The sequence below is a fragment of the Rhodopirellula sp. J20-39 genome, assembly GCF_057365095.1.
The window spans coordinates 2,528,417-2,548,163 of record NZ_CP195123.1 but is presented as its reverse complement, the minus strand read 5'-3'; the positions used below and the strand labels follow the sequence as shown (position 1 = coordinate 2,548,163).

The window sequence follows — 19,747 nt, the reverse complement described above, 5'->3', positions numbered from 1 at the left end:
ACAATCAGCAACATTGCCCCGTAGTCGCAGCCTGCCCCCAGTTGATTCGGCAGCCCAGTAAATTCGATAGCCCGGACGCTTCGGCCGTCCAAATGCAGCCGGGCTCAGATGCTGCGGGGCTTAGATGCTGCGAGGCTCAGAGCTCCCACCTCAAACCGCTCCACGGCCGCCAACTTCATTGCGGAGACCTTCGGCGTACGAACTTGCATCCCGAGTTGCGGCGACGCCAACACGTCTCCCCACAACATCCACCAATTGCAGGTGCAAAAGCGCCCAACCAACTAACCCTCGACCTCCCCGGTTAAACAATTGGTAACCGCATGATTCCAATGTGATCGTGCACCCAACACGCAATTTATCTTGTTCGTAGGTCACCCCACCCTTCCCGGCGAACAAACTGCCAAGAAGCAATCGCTTCCGCCCTTTCAATCTTATTCGTCCCAAGCTCCCACGATCCCATGAAACGACTCTTACCCTTCGTCCTGCTCGTCATTCTCGGACAACTGCAAGCTTCCGCCCAAAATGATTGGGAATGCGAGACGACGTTTCAAAAGAACCGTTTGCCTGCGCGGGTGACGTCGTATTCTTTCGTCAACGAAAAGGACGCTCTCGCTGGCGTTCGCAGCCTCGCGCGGATGCGTTCTTTAAACGGAACTTGGAAATTCAACTTTGTTGAGCGTGCTGAAGAGCGACCTACCGAGTTTGTAACACGAGACTTTGCGGGGGATGATTGGGGCGATATTCCGGTTCCGTCGAATTGGGAACTGCAAGGACATGGCCAGCCGATCTACACCAACATCACCTATCCATTCACACCAGGCATCTTTGATCCGAACCTGAAGTACGACTGGAAAGGTCCTCAACCCCCAAGACCTCCCTTTATCTACCGCGACAATCCAGTGGGTAGCTATTTCCGCGACTTCGAAGTGCCCGCTGAATGGACCGATGACTCGATCATCCTGCACTTCGGTGGTGTTTCATCAGCCTTCTATGTCTGGGTCAATGGTCAACAGGTGGGCTACAGCCAGGACAGTTGCTTGCCAGCGGAATTCGATATCACCGAGTACGTTCAACCGGGATCGAACCGAGTTGCGGTACAAGTCTTTCGATGGAGTGATGGTAGCTATCTGGAAGACCAAGACATGTGGCGACTCAGCGGCATTCAGCGAGAAGTCCTGCTACTCGCTCAACCCAAGATAGCGATCAACGATCTGGACGTACGCACTCGCTTTGATGATCAACTCAATGACTCGACTCTACTTATTCGGCCCCAGATCTGGGTTGCACGAAATCACAACCAGTCCGCTAAAGATAACCCGCTTAACACGCAATTGGCTGGCTGGAAAGTCGCCGCTCAACTTTACGACGCAGAGCACAATGCGATTCTAGCAAACCCACCGTCCGCTTCCGTCGAGTCCATTTACAACGAACGATGGCCTGCTCGTGATGTCACCGAGTTTGCATTCTTGAAAGCCGATGTTCCGCAGCCTCGCAAGTGGTCCAGCGAAGATCCGTATCTCTATCAGTTGGTGGTGTCGCTTCTCAATCCGGATGGCAAGATCGTTGAAGCTCGCAGCCAGTCAATCGGCTTTCGACAAATCGAAATCAGCGACCAAAATGAACTGCTGATCAACGGCAAGCCTGTCAAGCTGATGGGCGTCAATCGGCACGACCATCACCCTGTTCGCGGCAAAGCGTTGACTCGCGACGACATGCGGCGTGATGTCGAGCTATTGAAACAGTTCAACTTCAACGCGGTCCGCACTTCGCACTATCCCAACGATCCGTACTTTTACGATCTTTGTGATCAATACGGTATCTATGTGATGGACGAAGCCAATGTTGAAACTCACCATCTTGGCGGCTTCATTCCCAACACACCTTCATGGACGGCCGCGATCCTGAGTCGGATCTATCGAATGGTCCAGCGAGACAAAAATCACCCCAGTGTGATCTCGTGGTCCTTGGGCAACGAATCCGGAACGGGTCCCGCCTTCGCGGCTTCGGCAGCATGGGTCAAGGACTTCGATCGTTCGCGGTTCATTCACTACGAAGGAGCACAGGGCAATCCGGCCCATCCTGAGTATGTGGAAGACAATGGCGTCGGCTACAAGTCGCAAGGTTGGCCGTCAATGACCAATGGCGATGACCGGGATTATGTGGACGTGATCAGCCGCATGTACCCTGACTTAAGTCAGCTCGTGAACATGTCCAAGAATCCAAACCTGTACCGTCCCATCGTGATGTGCGAGTACCTGCACGCGATGGGCAATTCCATTGGCGGACTCGGCGAGTTCTGGGACGAAATCCGTTCGGCCCCGAATCTGATGGGTGGGTTCATTTGGGACATGATTGACCAAGGACTTTTAAAGAACGATCCACAGGGACAACCGTTCTATGCCTATGGCGGCGACTTTGGTGACATCCCCAACGACAGCAATTTTTGCATCAACGGTGTTTTCGCATCGGCCCGAACTGCCAATCCGCATGCATGGGAATGCAAGCACGTTTTTCAGCCCGTATCATTTTCGGCGGCGCAGCAAATCCAACCGAGCGACTCACCGAAGACATCCGTATCGGTCAAGTTTACCAATCGCCATGTTTTTACCAATCTGGATCAGTATGAGATTCGGTGGTCGGTTTCCGATAACGGGAAAATCGTTGAAGCAGGCGTTTTGGCATCGCAAGACATAAAACCGGCCAGCACGGGTGTCGTTGAAATTCCACTGAACGACCTCGAAATGAATCGTCTCGGCGAAGTTTGGCTACGTTTGAGCGTTCACGAAAAGACGGATCGTCCTTGGTGCTCCGCTGGGCATGAACTGGCATGGGACCAGATTTCACTGCAAGAAAACGAACTGGAGCCCTTTCCAGCTTCGACTTCTAACGCCGCAATCGAAGTTCAAAAATCTGCAAAACGCATTATCGTGCGAGGCGAGAACTTCTCGGCGACCGTGGATAGTTCGAACGGACAACTGACCTCGTACATTGTCGAAGGCAATGAACACCTAGCCGCTCCTATGCAGGTCAACTTCTCACGACCGCCAATCGATAATGATGTCAAAGCGGCCAGTTCAACCGACTTCCGGAAATCACAATCTTTCTGGAAAGACTTGCCATCCAAAATGAAAACTGAATCCGTTCGCGTGATCGCCAGTGAAGGCATGTCTCGTACCATTGAGGCAATACAGTCCTTCGAAGACAAAGTCACCCTCAAGACATCGTACACGTTCTTCAGCGATGGCAAACTATCGGTCGACCTGGACCTCGATGCCGACGAGTCGCTCCCCAACCTGATCCGCTTTGGAGTGACCTTGGGCGTGCCGGCTGACTTCAAACAAGTCCAGTACTTTGGCCGCGGTCCCTGGGAAAACTATCCCGACCGGAAACGCAGCGCAATGATTGGAATCTATGCTGCCGAAACGGACTCGCTATTCCATCGATACGTCGTCCCGCAGGAGACCGGCAATCATGAAGATACCCGCTGGCTGAAACTGCTAACGGCTGAGAACGAGTCGAGCCTGCAATTCCATGGCGATCCCGCATTTGCCTTCTCCATTTGGCCCTACAGTTCGGCTTCGATCACCCGTGCCCAGCATCCGTTTGAGCTGACAACACAGGGGTTCTACACCGTCAACATCGATCGGCTTCAACTGGGCGTCGGCGGCACTCTATCGCACACGCTTCCGCAATATGTGCCGAAGTCAGGCCCCTATCGACTCCGCTTCCAAGTTCGCGTCGGCGAATGAAGTTAAGTCGCGAACCTAAACCGTTGACTCACTCAAAACGCGGCAAGTCCGCCACCAACGAGTACCTATCGCTGGCAGCAATCCGCCCTTTCATAGGATCAATTTCAATGCATCAAAACGACAAGCCCCGGCGTCGCATCGTCCATCGGATTAGAAGCTTCGCTTCAAGATGTTCTGCGGCACCGGGTCGTCTAACGATGTCCGTGGCGATGTTGCTCTGGATTGCTAACGCCGCCTTCATTCAAGCGGCACCACCTAACATTTTGCTAATCATATCCGATGATGCGGGCTACGCCGACTTTGGCTTCCATGGCAGCAAGGTCATGCGGACTCCGAACTTAGATCGCTTAGCTGAACAAAGCATGCGGTTCGAGCAAGCGTATGTGACCGCGGCGGTTTGTGGCCCTTCGCGAGCCGGAATCCTAACGGGACGCTATCAGCAGCGTTTCGGTTTTGAAGAGAACAATGTGCCGGGCTACATGAGTGAATCATGCTTACCGGACGATGAGATGGGATTGCCACTAGATCAGAAAACAATTGCCGATTACATGAAATCCCTCGGCTACCGGACTGCTTTGATTGGAAAGTGGCACCAAGGCAATGCTGATCGTTTTCATCCACTGCGTCGCGGATTCGATGAGTTTTATGGGTTCCGCGGTGGCGCAAGAAGCTATTTTGACTTGAACCAATCCAACCAACCGATTCGAAACGAAGATCGCCTTGAACGAGGGTTCGGTGAGTTTGCCGAAACCGACCAGTACTTAACCACCGCTTTTGCTGATGAGACAATCGCATTCTTGCAGCGCAACCGGAACCAACCCTTCTTCGCGGTTCTTTCTTTCAACGCCGTGCACGCTCCCATGCACGCAGAGGCCAAAGACCTCCGAGAGTTCCCCGAACTATCGGGCAAGCGGCAACAACTTGCCGCGATGACTCTTTCAATGGACCGAGCATGCGGACGTGTTCTCGACCAGCTAACTGAGCTAGGTTTAGACGACAACACGTTGGTCGTCTTTACCAATGACAACGGTGGACCAAGTGACTCCAACGCTTCGGTTAACAAACCGCTTAGCGGGACCAAAGCAAATCATTTGGAAGGCGGCATTCGCGTCCCATTCTTGCTTCGCTGGCCCGGCGTCGTCGCTGCGGGCTCGACCTACCCGCATCCTATTAGCACTCTCGATTTACTGCCTACGCTTTACAATGCTGCTGGCGGTGACCATGCCGAATTGCAACAAATCGATGGAGTCGACCTCCGCCCCTATCTGACAGGCAAGAAAGAAGGCCGGCCCCACCAAACGCTGTACTGGAAAAAAGAAGCGAGGGGCGCGATCCGCGATGGAGACTGGAAGTTACTGCGTTTCCCCGACCGTCCTGCCGAGCTATATAACTTGCAAGACGACGTTTCCGAACACAACGACCTCGCCAATGACTATCCCGAACGTGTTCGCGATATGTACAAGCAACTATTCAGTTGGGAACTAACCCTCGATCGGCCCCGCTGGCAACTTAAGCGGGAATACGAAGGGGCCGCGATGACACGCATGGACGCCTATCGCGACTGAGAAAACACGTGCACGTTGGCCAGCTTGAACGGCCCAATCACGTAGTCTACAACGACGATCCAAAACACTTTCCCTAAGAAAGATGATCGTCGATGGCAAAACAACAAGCTGACAAGCAAACCGAGAACAAGCAAACCGAAAAGTCGGAAGCGAAACCGGAAACCAAACCAGAGGCTAAGGCCGAAGCGAAACCAGAAACGAAAACCGAAGCTACGACCGAGAAATCCGGTACCGCTTCGCCTGCAGCAGCAAAGTCAACGGCGGCAACGAAACCCGCCAAGGCATCTGCATCGAGCAGCGCAAAAAGGAAACTCCCCGTGCAAAGAAGCAAGCTGCTTCTAAGAACGGATCGTTAATCCCATCGGCGGAGAAACTAGAAAACTTGAAAGCTGCCGTTTCCATTGCCGGCAGCGCTGAGAAACTGCTCGAGATTCTAGAACACGTCGAAGAAGCCGGCGGTCGCGAAGAAGTTTGCGAAAGCATCGAAGCTTACCGCGTGCTCAAGACCGTCCTAGAAGAGTAGTACCCGACCGCAACCAACGTGCCGGTCGTCTGAATCCAAGCCAGGCTGGACAGCTTTCATGCAGTCCAACCTTGGCAGGCGTTGATCTTCTACGATTTTGATAAAGACTTGCTTCGACTTCGCCAAGCCTAAGCTTTTTTGCTGGCCGGCTTACTCATTAGCCAGCTAACTTGCTGTTGGCTTAATTGCTGGCCGGCTTACTTGCTGCTTGGCCTAACTTGCGGGCGGTTCAGCTAACTCGTCTCTCAATATTCGCCTGGTAGCTGGCGATCGTCCCGCAACAGCAAGTTCAAGAACACACCCTGGTCAACCGTGTCGGTAAGTGTGCGAGACGAACCATCACACAGTCCGATGTGAACCGAGCTAGCGTGGAAACTGAACGGCTGGCTCTTGTTGGTGTGATTGATCGAACGATACGTTCCGCAGGTATCAATCGTCGCTTCCCACGCTGAAGTCTTCGTGCAATCGGTAGCCGCGTCGGGAATGTTTGGGTTCGATGACGTTGATTTTCCACGGTTGGAATTCGACGTATCGGCCAGAAGGTTGTCGGCCAGATAAGCCCGCATCTTCACGCCGTCGCCGCCCCCGGCCCAGGTGATGCTAGGACCTCCGCTGGTATCAGCCATCGAGCCACGGACGAACAACTCCGGCGTACCGATGCATTCGTAATACATCAAAGTATGCGACAGACCATCCAAGATGCTCGCTGCTCGCCCACCCTTGTTATTCGGGTCACGGTTCCGAGATCCCGAAGCTGGTGTCATCGCCGTGCTGAATTGCATCTGTGGCTCACCGTCTTGGTAATACAGTGGATGCCCTTCAGGACGAAGTGCGGGGATCCGTGGTGTAGTGTAGTCCGCCACGCCCATCGACAAACCGTCGTCATCTAAAATCGCTCCCGATCCAGTCCGACTGGGGCACTGAAAAACGGGTAGCTCCGCAGCAGCGGCTTCGATCAACAAATCCTTGTTGCTCCAATCCGTCGACAAGCTTCCGTTGTATCCCCATTTGTATTCCGATGCCGATCGGTCATCGAAGTTGGGGTGCTTGGCCGCATTGAATTTGTCGGCAAGGTCGGGCTGTTCCACAAACGCCAAGATTCGCCACAAAGATCCCGTTCGCGAGTACGGGTAGTGCTTGAAGGTGTGCTCGAACATGGTCATGCCGAGGACGATCTGCTTCATGTTGTTTTTGCACTGTGTCCGGCGTGCCGCTTCGCGTGCAGCTTGCACAGCAGGAAGCAGCAATCCTACCAAGACGCCAATGATGGCGATCACTACCAAAAGCTCGACGAGTGTAAATCCGCCTTTGCGAGCGGAAAGTTTTCGAACCAATGGGCGCACAGGGACCAACGCCAAACGGCGATTCGCAGCATTCATCTTAGATACTTCGTACAGGAGGCTTTGAGAAATCGATGCCGTGAATTAAACGGCTGGATGTCTGGCTGGCTGTACAAAGTTAGCTGGCTTGACCGACGAACTATTGAGATTGACTCGCAATAGCTGGCCGGAGTTTATATGGCGAAATCCCCCCCGTCAAGCAACAACAGGCATGTTTCTGGCAATGCGCTCCAGAAACTGAACCAGAGTTTTCGAGCGTTTGGTCCTGAAGCCACCATGCCGCCGGAATATTCAGGTGCGTTGGCAAACCCGCTCGCATCGCTCCGAGTTTCAGACCGGGCAACAAACCGGACTTCCGGCGCCCGATGGTGGATTAACCAACCCATAACCCACTCCTCTGCAATCCATTATCTCTGTGATCCATTTCTCTGCGATCCTGCTCAGGTGATCGCCCTGTTAACGATCTCCCTTCGAAATCTCCTCTAGCGATACCACTGAGCGATCGCTTTCGCATGGGTGTCGTAGGCAGTCGGTGCGGGCAATTCATCGACATCGATTCGCAAGTAGTCATCGATCATCCGGTCGGTCCGATGCGATGTATCCTCAATCCGGTGCATCCAGAGTGACTTCAAGACACCCACGCTGTCGAAAAGCTCTGGCTGAAGGATCATCATCACACTTTCAGCGACATCGCGGTTGGCTTGCGGCAGGGATGACTTTTGGGCGACCTTGCGTCGCAGACCATCAGTCATGGAAGCTCGTGTTAACCAGGCGACGGTCTCGCGAGTCGGCGAGGTCACCAACAACTCCGCTTCGCCGGCATAGGTTCGCGTCCGCTCAAGGTCAATTCCATAGCGAACCAGACGTGGATCGCTGCCGGCTAAGTGACCGATCAAGACATCGATCCAGCGTTCTGTCATTCGGCGAAGCTGATTCAACCGAACGGCATCTTGAACGGGACACCCACGTCGATCCAAAATCGCAGCCTGCACCCGATTTCGGGCTTCCAAGTGCGACAGGTGAATCGCTTGGGCAATCGGCGAAAATTCGTCCCGCTGGGCAGCGTGATCGGAACCATCGGCCAGAGCCGAAACCACGCGAGTTAACAACTCACTGGCCAGGATTTCCTCCACGACGCCGGTGTGATCCTGCCACCACAATCGCATTTGATAGGAATTACCACTGGCTTTGGCTCGCTTGAACCGGGTAAGTGCTTGGTGCCAAAGATCCAAACGAAGCCGTGATGCCGTCCAATAGCCGTTAATAGCTTCAGGCGGGACCGAGGCGTGGCACTGCAGGATCGCAGGCCCGTGCTGGGTTAGGACGGCAGCAATTTCGGCGAGTTGAACAACGTGCATAAATCGAGATCTGCGGAGGACTGATGCGATCACACATCCAAAACGATGTGCGATGCCCCCGCACCGGATCTCAGAGAAAGCAGTTGTTGTGCCAGCGGCGGATCAGCCGACGTCGCGATTGGCCGATATCGCGTAAGTGCCTAGCAATAGACACCTTAAAAAGACACCCAAAATTCCATCGTCCATTCGCCGCCCCTCTCCGGGACGTTGCAGAATTGCAACCTATGTTGCATCCATACAGACTTGTTGCGTCTAGGCAGGGTTATTCCGCTTACGCCGGACATGGGGAATACAAGGCAGAACATCCGCACCACCCTTCGCGACCGTCCAGGCCAGAGCGATCTCAGATCGCTATCGCATCAAGACCGCGCCTAATTCATCTTCGCACTTCTTGACGACGCTTTCGACGATCCCGTCCGCATCGTCGCCCGATAGCGTTTCGGTCAAACTTTGCAATTCCATCGTGAAGAGCATGCGTTTGCGATCCTTGCCGTCCGCCTTCTCATTGCGGTAAGTCTCTTGATAGGTCAAATCCGCAAGCCGCTCATCGGCCGCCGATTCGATCACACTGGACAGCCCATCCCAACGAACGGCCTCGGGCAAGACCAAGTTCAGGTCTCGCTTGATCGACGGGAAAGCACTGACTTGCTGCTGTTGCGGAACCAAATGGGAGTGCTCGACAAGCACATCGGCGGACAGTTCAGCCGCGATCACGGGGCCAGGAAGCTTCCATGATCCAACCAGTTTTTCGTCCAGAATGCCGAGGTAGCCGATTGGAAAATCGTCTTCGCCTGCACGCTGAAGCGACAACGCGACCACTCCGCCACCTGCGAAGCCGTCTCGCTCAACTGATTCCACGGCGAGCTTTCCAGCGACACCTAATCGATTCAGTAACGTTTCAATCACGCCTTTGGTCGTGAAAAAATCGCCACCCGCAATCATCGCAACATGATAGGTCTCTGCGGGTAGCGCGTCGTCGCCCTTGGCATCAGCAGCGGCCGGCAGATAAACGTGAGCGATTTCAAACAGATCCGCCTGCATCGAAGCGGACGCCCAGTTCGCGGCCCGACTTTGCAACAAGCTAGGAATCAACGATCGCCGTAAATGTTTGGAGCCTTCCAGCATCGCAGTGCGAGTGTGCAGTGCTGGCCGATCGGTCCATGGCGAAATCGAAGCGTCGAGCTTTTCGACGACCAAGCTAGGCGTCATCGCTTCGCTGAAACCAGCCGCCGTCAACACGCCCCGAAGTCGCTGCATCGCGGAGTCAAACTCACGCTTGCTGCTAGGGGCGACCGGGATCGGTGCATCTTCAGGAATCTTGTCGTAGCCATGGATCCGCGCGACTTCTTCGATCAAGTCCGCTTCGCGAGTCAGATCGTGTCGCCAAGTTGGCGGAACACACTGAATCTCGTCGCCGGGTTTGGCCTGACAACCCAGCCCCACCAGAACCTTGGCAGTCGTCTCGGCATCAATCTTGATGCCCAACAGCCTCTCGAGTTGTGACAATCGCAGTACGATCGGTGGACGGGCGGTGACCGGTGCCGCGGTATTAATCACACCCGAAAGAACACGCCCACCCGCGATTTCGCTAATCAGCTGACACGCTCGTCGGCTTGCCCAATCAATCCCCAATGGATCGACGCGCCGTTCGAAACGGAATGACGAAGGCGAATGCAACTTCAATCGTCGTGCCGTCCGTCGCACCGACAATGGCACAAAGTCGGCTGCCTCGATGACGATGTCGGTCGTCTCGGCGGTCACCTCGCTGGACGCTCCGCCCATCACGCCACCGATCGCCAAGGCAGACTTCGAGTCCGCGATCACGCATGAATCTTGCGTCAGCTCATAACTGCGATGGTCGATCGCTTCAAGCATTTCCTTGGTCTTACCGTCGGCCGATGTTTGGCCGGGGCGGACGACGATCGTGTCGTCTTCGATCTTGCTTGCGTCGAAAGCATGCAACGGCTGGCCACATTCCATCATCACATAGTTGGTAACGTCGACCACGTTGTTAACAATCCCGATACCGATCGACTGCAGTGCTTGCTGCATCCACTCGGGGCTATCGCCTACTTTGACGCCTTCAATGACGCGAGCTGTGTAACGAGGACACGCGGTCTCGAATTCATTGCGAACGGTCAGCCGGTCACTCACCTTCTTGCTGGCTTCTTGGAATTCGATCGTTGGAATCTTCAGCGTCTGGCCGGTCAAAACCGCGATTTCGCGAGCGACACCGATATGCCCCAAGCAATCGCCACGATTGGACGTAACTTCCAAGTCAATCACGACCTCCGTTTTGCCACCGTCTAGCGATACCGTTTCGCTGCCTTCGTGATTCAGCCCCGATAAACTAAGCCGGTCGACGAGTTCGTCGTGGGACAAAGTCAAATCGACGTAGCGGGACAACCAATTCCAGGAGACTAGCACAGGAGAATTCCAGATTTCAGATGACAGGTTTCAGTAAAACCAAGCGGTCGCCGAGCCAACGTCAGGCGGTTCGCCCGATGAATGCTAACCGCATAACGGCTTAGAACTGCTGCAGGAAACGCAGGTCGCCGCTGTAAAGATCGCGAATGTCGGTGATCCCGTGGCGTCGCATGCACAATCGCTCGACACCCAAGCCAAAGGCAAAACCACTGACCTTTTCCGGATCGTAACCGACCGCTGCGAAAACGTTTGGGTCGATCATGCCGGCACCACCAAACTCAATCCAGCTACCATTCCACAAGAAGTCGACTTCGACACTGGGTTCGGTGAACGGGAAGAACGACGGGCGAAAACGAATCTCAACATCGTCGCCGAGATAGTTATTCGCGAAGACTCGCAACACCGTTTTCAGGTTGGCCATCGTCACGTTGGTGTCGACGTACAGACCTTCCATTTGATGGAACATCGGGAAGTGAGTCGCATCAGGCGCGTCGGGGCGGTAAACCCGTCCCAGCGAGATGATTCGAATAGGCGGTTGCCGCGACTGCATGACCCGAATCTGAACGGTACTGGTTTGACTTCGCAACAACGCGTCGCCTTCACCGGTGTCCGCCGAGTTGCCAGCCGTTGCCAGATAAAAATTATCCAGCGGATCGCGAGCGGGGTGATCTTCGGGAATGTTCAATGCCACGAAGTTGTGGAACGGATCCTCCACTTCGGGACCTTCGGCAACTTCAAACCCCATCCGCCCCATGATCTCCGTCAGGTGATCAATGGTTTGGGTAATCGGATGAATGTGGCCGAGTTGCCCTTGGTGACCAGGCAAAGAGGGATCAAAACCGGGCTCGATTTGGGAATCACCACCACTATCGAGCTGGCCTTGAGCCGATTCGAAGGCTTCGTTGATCGCCTTCTTAACTTCGTTCAGACGCATCCCGGCGGTACGTTTGTCCGCCGATTCGATGCCACCGAGCATCTTTTGCACGTCTTTGAACTGACCGTTCTTGGCACCCAAGAACGTCACACGAGCATCTTCGAGCGCATCGATATCGGCAGCACCATCAAACGCGGTTTTCGCGTCTGACTGCAATTGATCGAGGCGGTCGAGAAAGATTTGAAGTGACATCGATTTTGCAATCCGTTGTCGAAGACCAATTAGGCCGCGACGGATTCGCTCGCGAGGACTTCTTTGACCTTATCGCAAACGTCTTTGAAGCCAGCAGCGTCGTAAATCGCCATTTCAGAAAGCGACTTACGATCCAATTCAATGTTGGCCTTCTTCAAGCCGTGGATGAACTCGCTGTAGCGAAGATCGTGCTGGCGGACGGCGGCATTGATACGAATGATCCACAACTTACGGAATTCACGTTTACGGACTCGACGGTCACGAAACGCGTACGCTCCACTACGAAGCAGGGTCTCTTTGACGGTTCGGATCAGAGACCCACGTCCACCGCGGAAGCCCTTGGCTCGCTTAAACAGACGTTTCTTGGCTTGATTCCGTGCGGCACCTTTGCGCGTACGCATGGCTTAATTCCTTAAAGTTGTGGTTGTTGATTCATTCGTGGTTCTCGATTCAGGCCCCGACGAGTGACGTCGAAGTTTTGCCCAATCGAGTTGCCGGTCGATTGAAAGAGAGAAAAAACTAGTTGCTGTAACCGTTCAGGGCAGCGTGAATGGTGGGTTCCATCACGGCGTCGAGCGAAGTGGTGCCACGCAAGTTACGGCGGCGTTTCTTCGTCAAACCCTTTGCCAAGTGGCTTGTGCCGCTGGCTCGGTGCATCGCTTTGCCCGTGGCACTGAGGCGAAATCGCTTCTTGGTGCCCTTGTGGGTCTTCATCTTGTTTCCCATCGGGAATCCATCGTTTGGAAAGGAGGCAGGTGATTTGAATTTAAGAGGCGAGATGATAGCCGCCAGGTTTCGATTCCGCTAGGGGCACCGAATCTGCAGACTATTTCGCATTAGGGTGGTATCGGAAGGTCTGGGCAATTCCGACAGGTTTTCTGGAGGGAGACAGCACACCCCCCGCACATCGGCCGAGCTAAGCAACAGTTCAGCGAACCGGCCAGACCGAAATGCAAAGAGGAATCGATGCCTTCGATTCCTCTCATACGATGCGACCGGTGCCGATCGCAACTTCAATTGTGACCTATCCGACTCGCCGCCAGAATCGCCTGGGATTCCCGCAGACGAGTTCGATGGCGAAACGAGGCCAGCTCTAGGCCGCTTCGTTGAACAACCCGGTCCCGCCCTGGGGACTTTGCCCCTGGCGGTTGTAGGTTGTCGGCCCGGTGGCCCCGGCGAGGCGGTTCAGTAGATCTCGCTGGAAGTCGCTCAGGTGGTACTGGCAAACGAACAACGCGGTCGCCCGTTGGTGCGTCGTCGCGATCGTCTCGGCAACCTCGCCGCAGCGGCGGGCCAACCGAGCGTCGTCGATTTTGCGGGTGTAGAGCAGCTTTTCGGAGAGGCTTAGCCCCGCCGATGGGGCGTCATCGGCCCGCAGCAGTTCTTCGCGACGCTGGACCATGTCCTCCAACTCTGAAATGGACGACATCAACTGTGCTGTCGATGCGTCGACGCCGTCGGGACGAAGCCCCAACGTGTGAACGCGGGTTTCGTCCAAGATCAAGTCGATTTCCTCGGCCACTTCAGCGAGCTGGTCGACGTAGGCGGATACCCGGCTTTGCCAAGGTTGAGCAGGTGTCGTTGAAGCGTTTTCGGGATTGGGAGATTGAGTCATGATTAGCCACGCCGTTGGAGTTGGAACAAATCAAACATGGGATTGACGAACGAGTCGGCCGAGGCGTCGGAGATCTCTTCGACGAGAGTCTGGTCGAGCTGTTCTTGGAATACTTCTTCGGCACGTCCGCCGTGAAAGTACGCTGGTTTGTCTAGGCTTTTTCGCATTGATGACATCATGCTGCCAAACAGCGTCTGACCCACAAAGTCAGTGAACGCTTCGCGAACCGGTTCAGAATCTTCGGTCGCTTCTGAGCTGGGTTGGCTCAACTCAAATGGCAACTTTGCCGACGAAGCATCCTTCGCCAACGAGCCCCCTGCCAATGCCCCACCAGAGACCGAATCGCTGAGTAAGGATTGCCCAGCACGCGACGAATTGGCGAGTGAGTTAATCGCATACGACGAACTAGCTGACGATGTAGGTAGGGAGGGCAGTTGCATCTGTTTCGACTATGGACAGTGAACCGAACGTGGGGATCTCATTTGGCTTTACCTAAAAATGACTTCGCCATACAAGTCACCTTTGGCTTTCAAAGTTTTGATAATGGCAATTAGATCTTCCGTCGGAACATCCAGCGCGCCTAACGCGTCAGCAAGCGATTTCAATTTCGCGGCCGCTGGTGTCCCATCGGGACCAAGCTCGACAAACCCGTTTCCACCGCCAGCTTCAATACGCAAATTGCGATGCGTGACCAATACGGGTGCGATCTCCACATCGTCACCGATCACAACGACGCCATCGGCTTCATTGATGACGACTCGCTTCCCGCGATTGGCAAGCTGGACAGGAATGTTCAACAGAAACGAAATGAACTTGATTGGATTCTTTTGATACAACTCGGGCACACTCACCTCAACGTGAAGCTGATCAATCGCACGGGCCTGTGGTGTTGAACTGGCACCACCGGAATTGAGCCGGGACGATCCTTGGCTTCCCATCGTCAACGATGTCAACGAGTTGATCTCATCCTCAATTCGCTGGGCGGTATTGAAGTCAGCGAAATCGCGATCGATGATCAGCGTAATCCCGTTGTCTTTGACATAGTTCGCACGCACGGTGGTTTCCATCTTCATGCCGCCTTGAATCGTGCCGCTGGTGGCAGGCGCGTCAGGCGATAACTGAATGCGGCCCTGTGCCATCGCGTAGACGGTCGGGTTGTCTGCTCTTGGACCGAGCATGGGGGTTAGCATCAGGTAACCACCTTCAAGGCTCTTCGCACTGATCGCACTGATACTGACGTCGAGCACATCGCCTTGTTGCGCACCGACGGTCGGCAACTTGGCGTTCACGAAAACCATGGCGACGTTTTTGGAATCTTCCACGTCCCCTAGGTTCAAATTACCGGCCGCATCGACAGCCATCGGTCCGCCCATTAGCTGCATCATCCGGGCAAGTGCTCGTGATGTGGGTGCGGCGTCGCCGTCACCCGTTCCTCGCAAACCGACAACCAATCCGAGTCCCTGCAGCGTGTTGGTTTCCTGGCCCTTTAGTCGACATAAATCGCCAAGTTTCAGTCCACCGGCGAACACGGTAGTGTTCGATTGCAAAACCACCACGGCGACGAGCAAGCACGACATCAGCCAACCGAACACGGAACTTTGCCGTCGTAATTCGGCGCTATCGATAAGACGTGTACGTCTACACAAACGTCGCTACCGTTCATTCGAAATGGTTTGCATTGAGTAATCAAGATCGGTCTCATTTCAAAATCAAAACGGTTTAACGCGGTCAAAGAAGCGTTGGAACCAACCGCGTTGATACCCGTCGCGGACGTAGCCACGATCTTCTTTTTGAATTTCTAAGTCGATCAGGTCTCTGCTCAAGACGACGTTGTCAGGCCCGATGTCCTGTGACCGACAAATTCCCGACAGCGAGGTTTCCCAAAGGTTGTCGTTAATGCGATACTTCTTGCGAGCTTCCAGAACAAGATTGCCGTTGGGCCGAATATCAACAATCCGGGCGGCAATATTGAACGACAACGATTCGCGAGATTCGATACTAGCCTCGGACCGAAACGTCGATTGCGAATCGGCAGCGACGGTGGGCTCGCCGTCTTCCAGTGGATCCGGAACGAATCCGTTTCGTGTCAGTTTCACCCAGTCCGAAAGCGCCGCCGAAAACAATGACTGCCGCTTTTTGTCGGCTTCGCCTTCGGCCATCGCACGCGATATCTCATCAACGCGAATGGTGATGATATCCTGCATCCGGAACTGCCGTAGCGGCGGGGCGGGCTGGTAGGTCCAACTTACTCCTCGCAGCCCGATCGCTGGATTAATGTCTGGTGTGTATGGAGCGACGGGCTGTGTCCCGGCAGTGGTGCCAATTGCCGACCGAGGCTGCGGTGCGGGGCTCAATCGCGGTTGCCCCGAAGGCACGATCCCACTGGACGATACACCACCCATCCCAGGCATCATACGCTGCGGGGCGGCAAACACCTGCGGCGGTGCTTGGTGCAGCAGCGACGACTCTTGTGCTGACGCGGTGACAGCACTGAAGACCGCCAACATCAACCAACCGAAGGCAATTAACTGCCGGCGTTGAGTCACAATCCAAACCCCCATCGCTGTGGTCTCATCTCTTACCGAAAAATTAGCTTCGCTGCGGATCATCGGGTGGCCTGGGGCTGAGCGGCGACTCGGGGAGCCTGGGTGATGATTTCAACGAGCGACGAATGAACGACCTTGGCTAACAAACGGCGTTTTGGCAGAAGCGTTTCAATCTCGATCAGCTCACCTTCGGCACCATCGCCAAGCGCCTTCGCACTGGTCGTTACCAACACACCGCCACCGCCAACTTGAACTTCCAAAAGATCCCCACGGCGGATCACACGTGGTGCTGCGAAGGCACTGTATGACAACGGAACGCCCGCACGAATGAGGCCAACGACTTCGAGCCCCACCAGATCTTCCGGTGAGTTCACGACATCGCTAGGTAGGTTGATGCGGCTGTCCGACAGCGGCTCGTATTGCAGGTCGCCCGTGTTCACCCGGTGCCCACGCCGCAATGCTCGCCGCGCCGTCACGATCGGTGGATAGGGCCGAAAGGTTAACTGCACAACTCCTTGGCAAGCCTCGTTCCCTGCCCTTCCATGCAATTGCACTCGGCAGGTAACCGGTTCGAGACCTTCGTGACTCCACGTTGGCGTGGGGTCCAAGAAGATGAACTGACGAATGCCCTGAATCTTTTCGAGCGTTCCGAATGTTTTGGGATCAAATTCGACATCGTACTCAAACGCTCTGTGAAGCTCGATGTGTTCGTTACGAACGCCTAAACGCACCCATTGCTCCAACCGCTCTCGGGTTTCTGCATCGATGATCAAAGGCGTTGCGGGTTCGGCCACCACCGACTCATCTAACGTCGATGACGAATCCGGCTGGTGATAGCTGGCGGTCGCGATATCAGCCTGTGAGCGAGCACCGGCCTGTTGGCTAATCTTAGCCTGAGGCCCTCGCGCAGCGACTTGCAAACGGACCGGTTCAATTTGGATTGGCTTCGCAGCGGCCTGCCGTTGGTTCCCTGCCAACGAAGTCGCATCAATGTTCGGATTCGCTCTGGCATACTGGCTGGAGTCTTCCGGCGAAATCGGTTCGGACTGCCACCGCGTCTCGGCTGGCTTGGAACGTTGGACGACGATGGTCTCGGGACCGTAGATCTTGACCTTTTCCGGAGTCGCTTTGGCACCAGCAATTTTTTGAGCCAGCCGGTCACGTGAGATCTTTGCCACGCCACCGTCCGCCGGCATCAAGCCCACCGTCGCGTCAGACAACCTGGACCATGCGACCAAGTTCGGTTCCAAGGGACGGATCACGTCCGACAAACGGATCACGTCACCCTGAATCGCAATGGACTCGCGACTGACGAATTGCCACCGAGTGGACTCATCGATCATCGCCGCTCGCTTAGCGACACCAGCGTTTTCCGCTGTCGTATCTTGCGTACGTCGTTTGACCAGGATCGCAGCGGGACGTGTCGCGGAATACAGCGGCGTTGTGACCTCCGCGTCGATCAGTTGACTGCCCGCCGGTGCGGACGCGCTGACCACGGATGTCTCAAACGCTTGTGGCTGAACTTTGTAGTGTGACTGGAAAGAACCTCGCGACTGCGCATGACTCGCCGAGGCCGACACGAACGTGCAGGCAACCGCAAAGATCAAAGCGAGTTGGCGAGGTTTCAATTGAGATTCCATGGAGCGGCTTACGCCGAGGCACTAACGAAGCAATGCCTCGCTAGCCGAGTGGTTGACGCCTAGAAACGGCGAAGGTTGGAGATGTTCTGCATCACTTGGTCGCCGGCCTGGACAGCCTGACTGTTCAGTTCAAAGGCACGCTGCGTCGTGATCAGGTCGATCAATTCCTGCACCGGTTCAACGTTCGAAGCTTCCAGGTTGCCCTGCCGCAAAACGCCAGTCCCATCGGTCCCTGGGTTGTTCAGTTGTTCGGGGCCCGAAGCATCGGTCGCCTCGTACATGTTTTCGCCAACCTTCAACAATCCGTCTGGGTTGATGAACTGCGCAAGCTGGATTTGCCCTTGGTTACTTAGTTCGGTTTGCCCGGGTTGCCGCACCATGACTTCGCCGTTCCCGTTGATGACCATCGCGGTCGCATCTTGGGGAATGGTGATCGGCGGGTCGAGCAAGCGTCCGGTTTGAGCGGACCCCATGACCAACTGCCCATTGGCATTGATGTCAAGGTTGCCCGCTCGGGTGTACATCGTGTTTTGGCTGGACGGGTCAACAACCCGAAAGAATCCACTGCCTTCGATCGCGACATCGAGGTCACGACCGGTTTGCTGAAGCGTTCCTTGACGTTGATCCGTTTGGGTACTTGTGATTCGCACCCCCAAGCCGACCTGTGTGCCGACGGCGGTGGGAGTTTGGGTCGCGTCTTGAACACCCGGATAGGTCTCAGTGCGATACAACAAGTCTTCAAAGTTCGCTCGGTCTTTTTTGAAACCGGTCGTGTTGATGTTGGCAAGATTATTAGCGATGACATCCAATTTGGTCTGCATCGCCTCCATACCGGTTGCGGCGGTATAAAGGGTTTGAACGCTCATGAGATTTCCTTAATACGAAGTTCTTAACCCTTCAGCACTCGACCGATCAGGGATCCGAGGACGCTGTCTTGGTTCTTAATCATCTGGACGTTGGCTTCGTAGGCTCGCGTCGTCTCGATCAGTTCCATCATCGTGCCCGTGGGGCTGACTGCGGACTGTTCAAGCGAACCTGCTATTACGTTTCTATCACCGGCAGGGGCAAGTCCAAAGTCGGCGAGCGGCTTGAACAGGTTGCCGCCCACGTTGGACAAATCACCCATGTTTTGCGGGCGTCCTAGCATCAATTCCTGCGTCACACCAGCCTGGGTGATGCGACCTTCAGCACCGACCTGGAACGGCTTACGCGGATCGATTTGAATGGGATTCCCATCGCTTCCTAAAACTTGATCACCGCCGGAATTGACCATCCGCCCCGACGAATCAAAGACGAAATCGCCCGCCCGGGTGAGCAATTGCTGGTCGCCTCGCTGGAGAACGAAGAAGCTTTCTTTGTCGTGGATCGCGAAGTCAGTTTGGTTGCCCGTCGTCCGAACCGCTCCGACTTTGAATTGAGTTTGCTCCGGCTGAATCGTGACGCCGCCGCCCAGGTCGTCGATCCCTCCCAAACCAGGTGAAACCTGGCCTTGTTCGATTAGTTCAGAGAACCGAGCTTGCAGAATCGTCGCACTCGGTTTGAAACCAGGGGTTTCAACGTTGGCGAGGTTATTAGAAACCTGTTGCAGTCGGTGGCTTTGAGCCTGGGCACCGGAGGCGGATAAATAAACCCCGTACGGCATGTCGGTCACCGCTTAAAATGGGTGGGAGCGAGCTGAGAAGACTTGGGCTTACGAAACTTCCGGATCGAATTTCAAGAGGAAGTTGAAATTTCGAGTCAAGTTCCGGAACTCCCATGCCGAGTGGGGCAGCGGGAAACTCGGTAGCGCAGCCCTAGTGAGAGCCAGGCGGGGTCGCTGAAGAGCTTTGCGACCGTGATTCTCATGACAGACTAAAGC

At 55.0% G+C, this 19,747-nt stretch carries 17 protein-coding genes; 4 read left to right on the top strand and 13 right to left on the bottom strand.

Annotated elements, in window-relative coordinates:
• Window positions 1-458 precede the first annotated feature (458 nt).
• The 4 genes from ACR3ZL_RS09195 to ACR3ZL_RS09180 all read left to right on the top strand — a co-directional run bounded on the left by ACR3ZL_RS09195 (window position 459) and on the right by ACR3ZL_RS09180 (window position 5,837).
• Window positions 459-3,749, top strand: a complete 3,291-nt coding sequence (locus ACR3ZL_RS09195) for a glycoside hydrolase family 2 TIM barrel-domain containing protein (protein ID WP_473648157.1) — start codon at window positions 459-461, stop codon at window positions 3,747-3,749.
• A 197-nt stretch (window positions 3,750-3,946) separates the two neighbouring features.
• Entirely contained in the window at window positions 3,947-5,314 is a 1,368-nt protein-coding gene (locus tag ACR3ZL_RS09190) for a sulfatase (protein ID WP_486173394.1), read from the top strand.
• A gap of 92 nt (window positions 5,315-5,406) precedes the next feature.
• Window positions 5,407-5,670 carry a hypothetical protein gene (locus ACR3ZL_RS09185; protein WP_486173393.1) on the top strand — a complete coding sequence of 88 codons (264 nt, stop codon included), beginning with the start codon at window positions 5,407-5,409 and terminating at the stop codon, window positions 5,668-5,670.
• Window positions 5,671-5,696: 26 nt separating this feature from the next.
• Complete coding sequence (locus tag ACR3ZL_RS09180) at window positions 5,697-5,837, top strand: hypothetical protein (RefSeq protein ID WP_486173392.1); 141 nt, start codon at window positions 5,697-5,699, stop codon at window positions 5,835-5,837.
• Window positions 5,838-6,082: 245 nt separating this feature from the next.
• Here ACR3ZL_RS09180 and ACR3ZL_RS09175 read toward each other — a convergent pair whose 3' ends face one another.
• The 13 genes from ACR3ZL_RS09175 to ACR3ZL_RS09115 all read right to left on the bottom strand — a co-directional run bounded on the left by ACR3ZL_RS09175 (window position 6,083) and on the right by ACR3ZL_RS09115 (window position 19,531).
• On the bottom strand, window positions 6,083-7,216 hold the full coding sequence (locus ACR3ZL_RS09175; RefSeq protein WP_473648160.1) for a DUF1559 family PulG-like putative transporter: 1,134 nt from the start codon (window positions 7,214-7,216) through the stop codon (window positions 6,083-6,085).
• A 443-nt stretch (window positions 7,217-7,659) separates the two neighbouring features.
• Window positions 7,660-8,535 carry a hypothetical protein gene (locus ACR3ZL_RS09170; protein WP_473648161.1) on the bottom strand — a complete coding sequence of 292 codons (876 nt, stop codon included), beginning with the start codon at window positions 8,533-8,535 and terminating at the stop codon, window positions 7,660-7,662.
• Window positions 8,536-8,886: 351 nt separating this feature from the next.
• Window positions 8,887-10,962 carry a phenylalanine--tRNA ligase subunit beta gene (gene pheT / locus ACR3ZL_RS09165; protein WP_473648162.1) on the bottom strand — a complete coding sequence of 692 codons (2,076 nt, stop codon included), beginning with the start codon at window positions 10,960-10,962 and terminating at the stop codon, window positions 8,887-8,889.
• 100 nt (window positions 10,963-11,062) lie between these two features.
• Complete coding sequence (pheS, locus tag ACR3ZL_RS09160; RefSeq protein ID WP_473648163.1) at window positions 11,063-12,088, bottom strand: phenylalanine--tRNA ligase subunit alpha; 1,026 nt, start codon at window positions 12,086-12,088, stop codon at window positions 11,063-11,065.
• A 29-nt stretch (window positions 12,089-12,117) separates the two neighbouring features.
• A complete protein-coding gene (rplT, locus tag ACR3ZL_RS09155) occupies window positions 12,118-12,489 on the bottom strand; it encodes a 50S ribosomal protein L20 (protein WP_473648164.1) in 372 nt (123 codons plus the stop codon).
• A 118-nt stretch (window positions 12,490-12,607) separates the two neighbouring features.
• Window positions 12,608-12,814 (bottom strand): 50S ribosomal protein L35, encoded by a 207-nt coding sequence (gene rpmI, locus ACR3ZL_RS09150; protein ID WP_283433472.1) that lies wholly within the window; start codon window positions 12,812-12,814, stop codon window positions 12,608-12,610.
• Window positions 12,815-13,181: 367 nt separating this feature from the next.
• Window positions 13,182-13,703 (bottom strand): hypothetical protein, encoded by a 522-nt coding sequence (locus tag ACR3ZL_RS09145; RefSeq protein ID WP_473648165.1) that lies wholly within the window; start codon window positions 13,701-13,703, stop codon window positions 13,182-13,184.
• Window positions 13,704-13,705: 2 nt separating this feature from the next.
• A complete protein-coding gene (locus tag ACR3ZL_RS09140; RefSeq protein ID WP_473648166.1) occupies window positions 13,706-14,143 on the bottom strand; it encodes a rod-binding protein in 438 nt (145 codons plus the stop codon).
• 48 nt (window positions 14,144-14,191) lie between these two features.
• Window positions 14,192-15,280 carry a flagellar basal body P-ring protein FlgI gene (locus ACR3ZL_RS09135; RefSeq protein ID WP_473648167.1) on the bottom strand — a complete coding sequence of 363 codons (1,089 nt, stop codon included), beginning with the start codon at window positions 15,278-15,280 and terminating at the stop codon, window positions 14,192-14,194.
• 132 nt (window positions 15,281-15,412) lie between these two features.
• Window positions 15,413-16,210 carry a flagellar basal body L-ring protein FlgH gene (locus tag ACR3ZL_RS09130; protein WP_473648300.1) on the bottom strand — a complete coding sequence of 266 codons (798 nt, stop codon included), beginning with the start codon at window positions 16,208-16,210 and terminating at the stop codon, window positions 15,413-15,415.
• A gap of 98 nt (window positions 16,211-16,308) precedes the next feature.
• On the bottom strand, window positions 16,309-17,889 hold the full coding sequence (flgA, locus tag ACR3ZL_RS09125; protein ID WP_473648168.1) for a flagellar basal body P-ring formation chaperone FlgA: 1,581 nt from the start codon (window positions 17,887-17,889) through the stop codon (window positions 16,309-16,311).
• A gap of 59 nt (window positions 17,890-17,948) precedes the next feature.
• Window positions 17,949-18,755: a flagellar basal-body rod protein FlgG gene (gene flgG / locus ACR3ZL_RS09120; RefSeq protein WP_473648169.1), complete on the bottom strand. Its 807-nt coding sequence runs from the start codon at window positions 18,753-18,755 to the stop codon at window positions 17,949-17,951.
• A 23-nt stretch (window positions 18,756-18,778) separates the two neighbouring features.
• Complete coding sequence (locus ACR3ZL_RS09115; protein WP_473648301.1) at window positions 18,779-19,531, bottom strand: flagellar hook-basal body protein; 753 nt, start codon at window positions 19,529-19,531, stop codon at window positions 18,779-18,781.
• Between the last annotated feature and the right edge of the window lie 216 nt (window positions 19,532-19,747).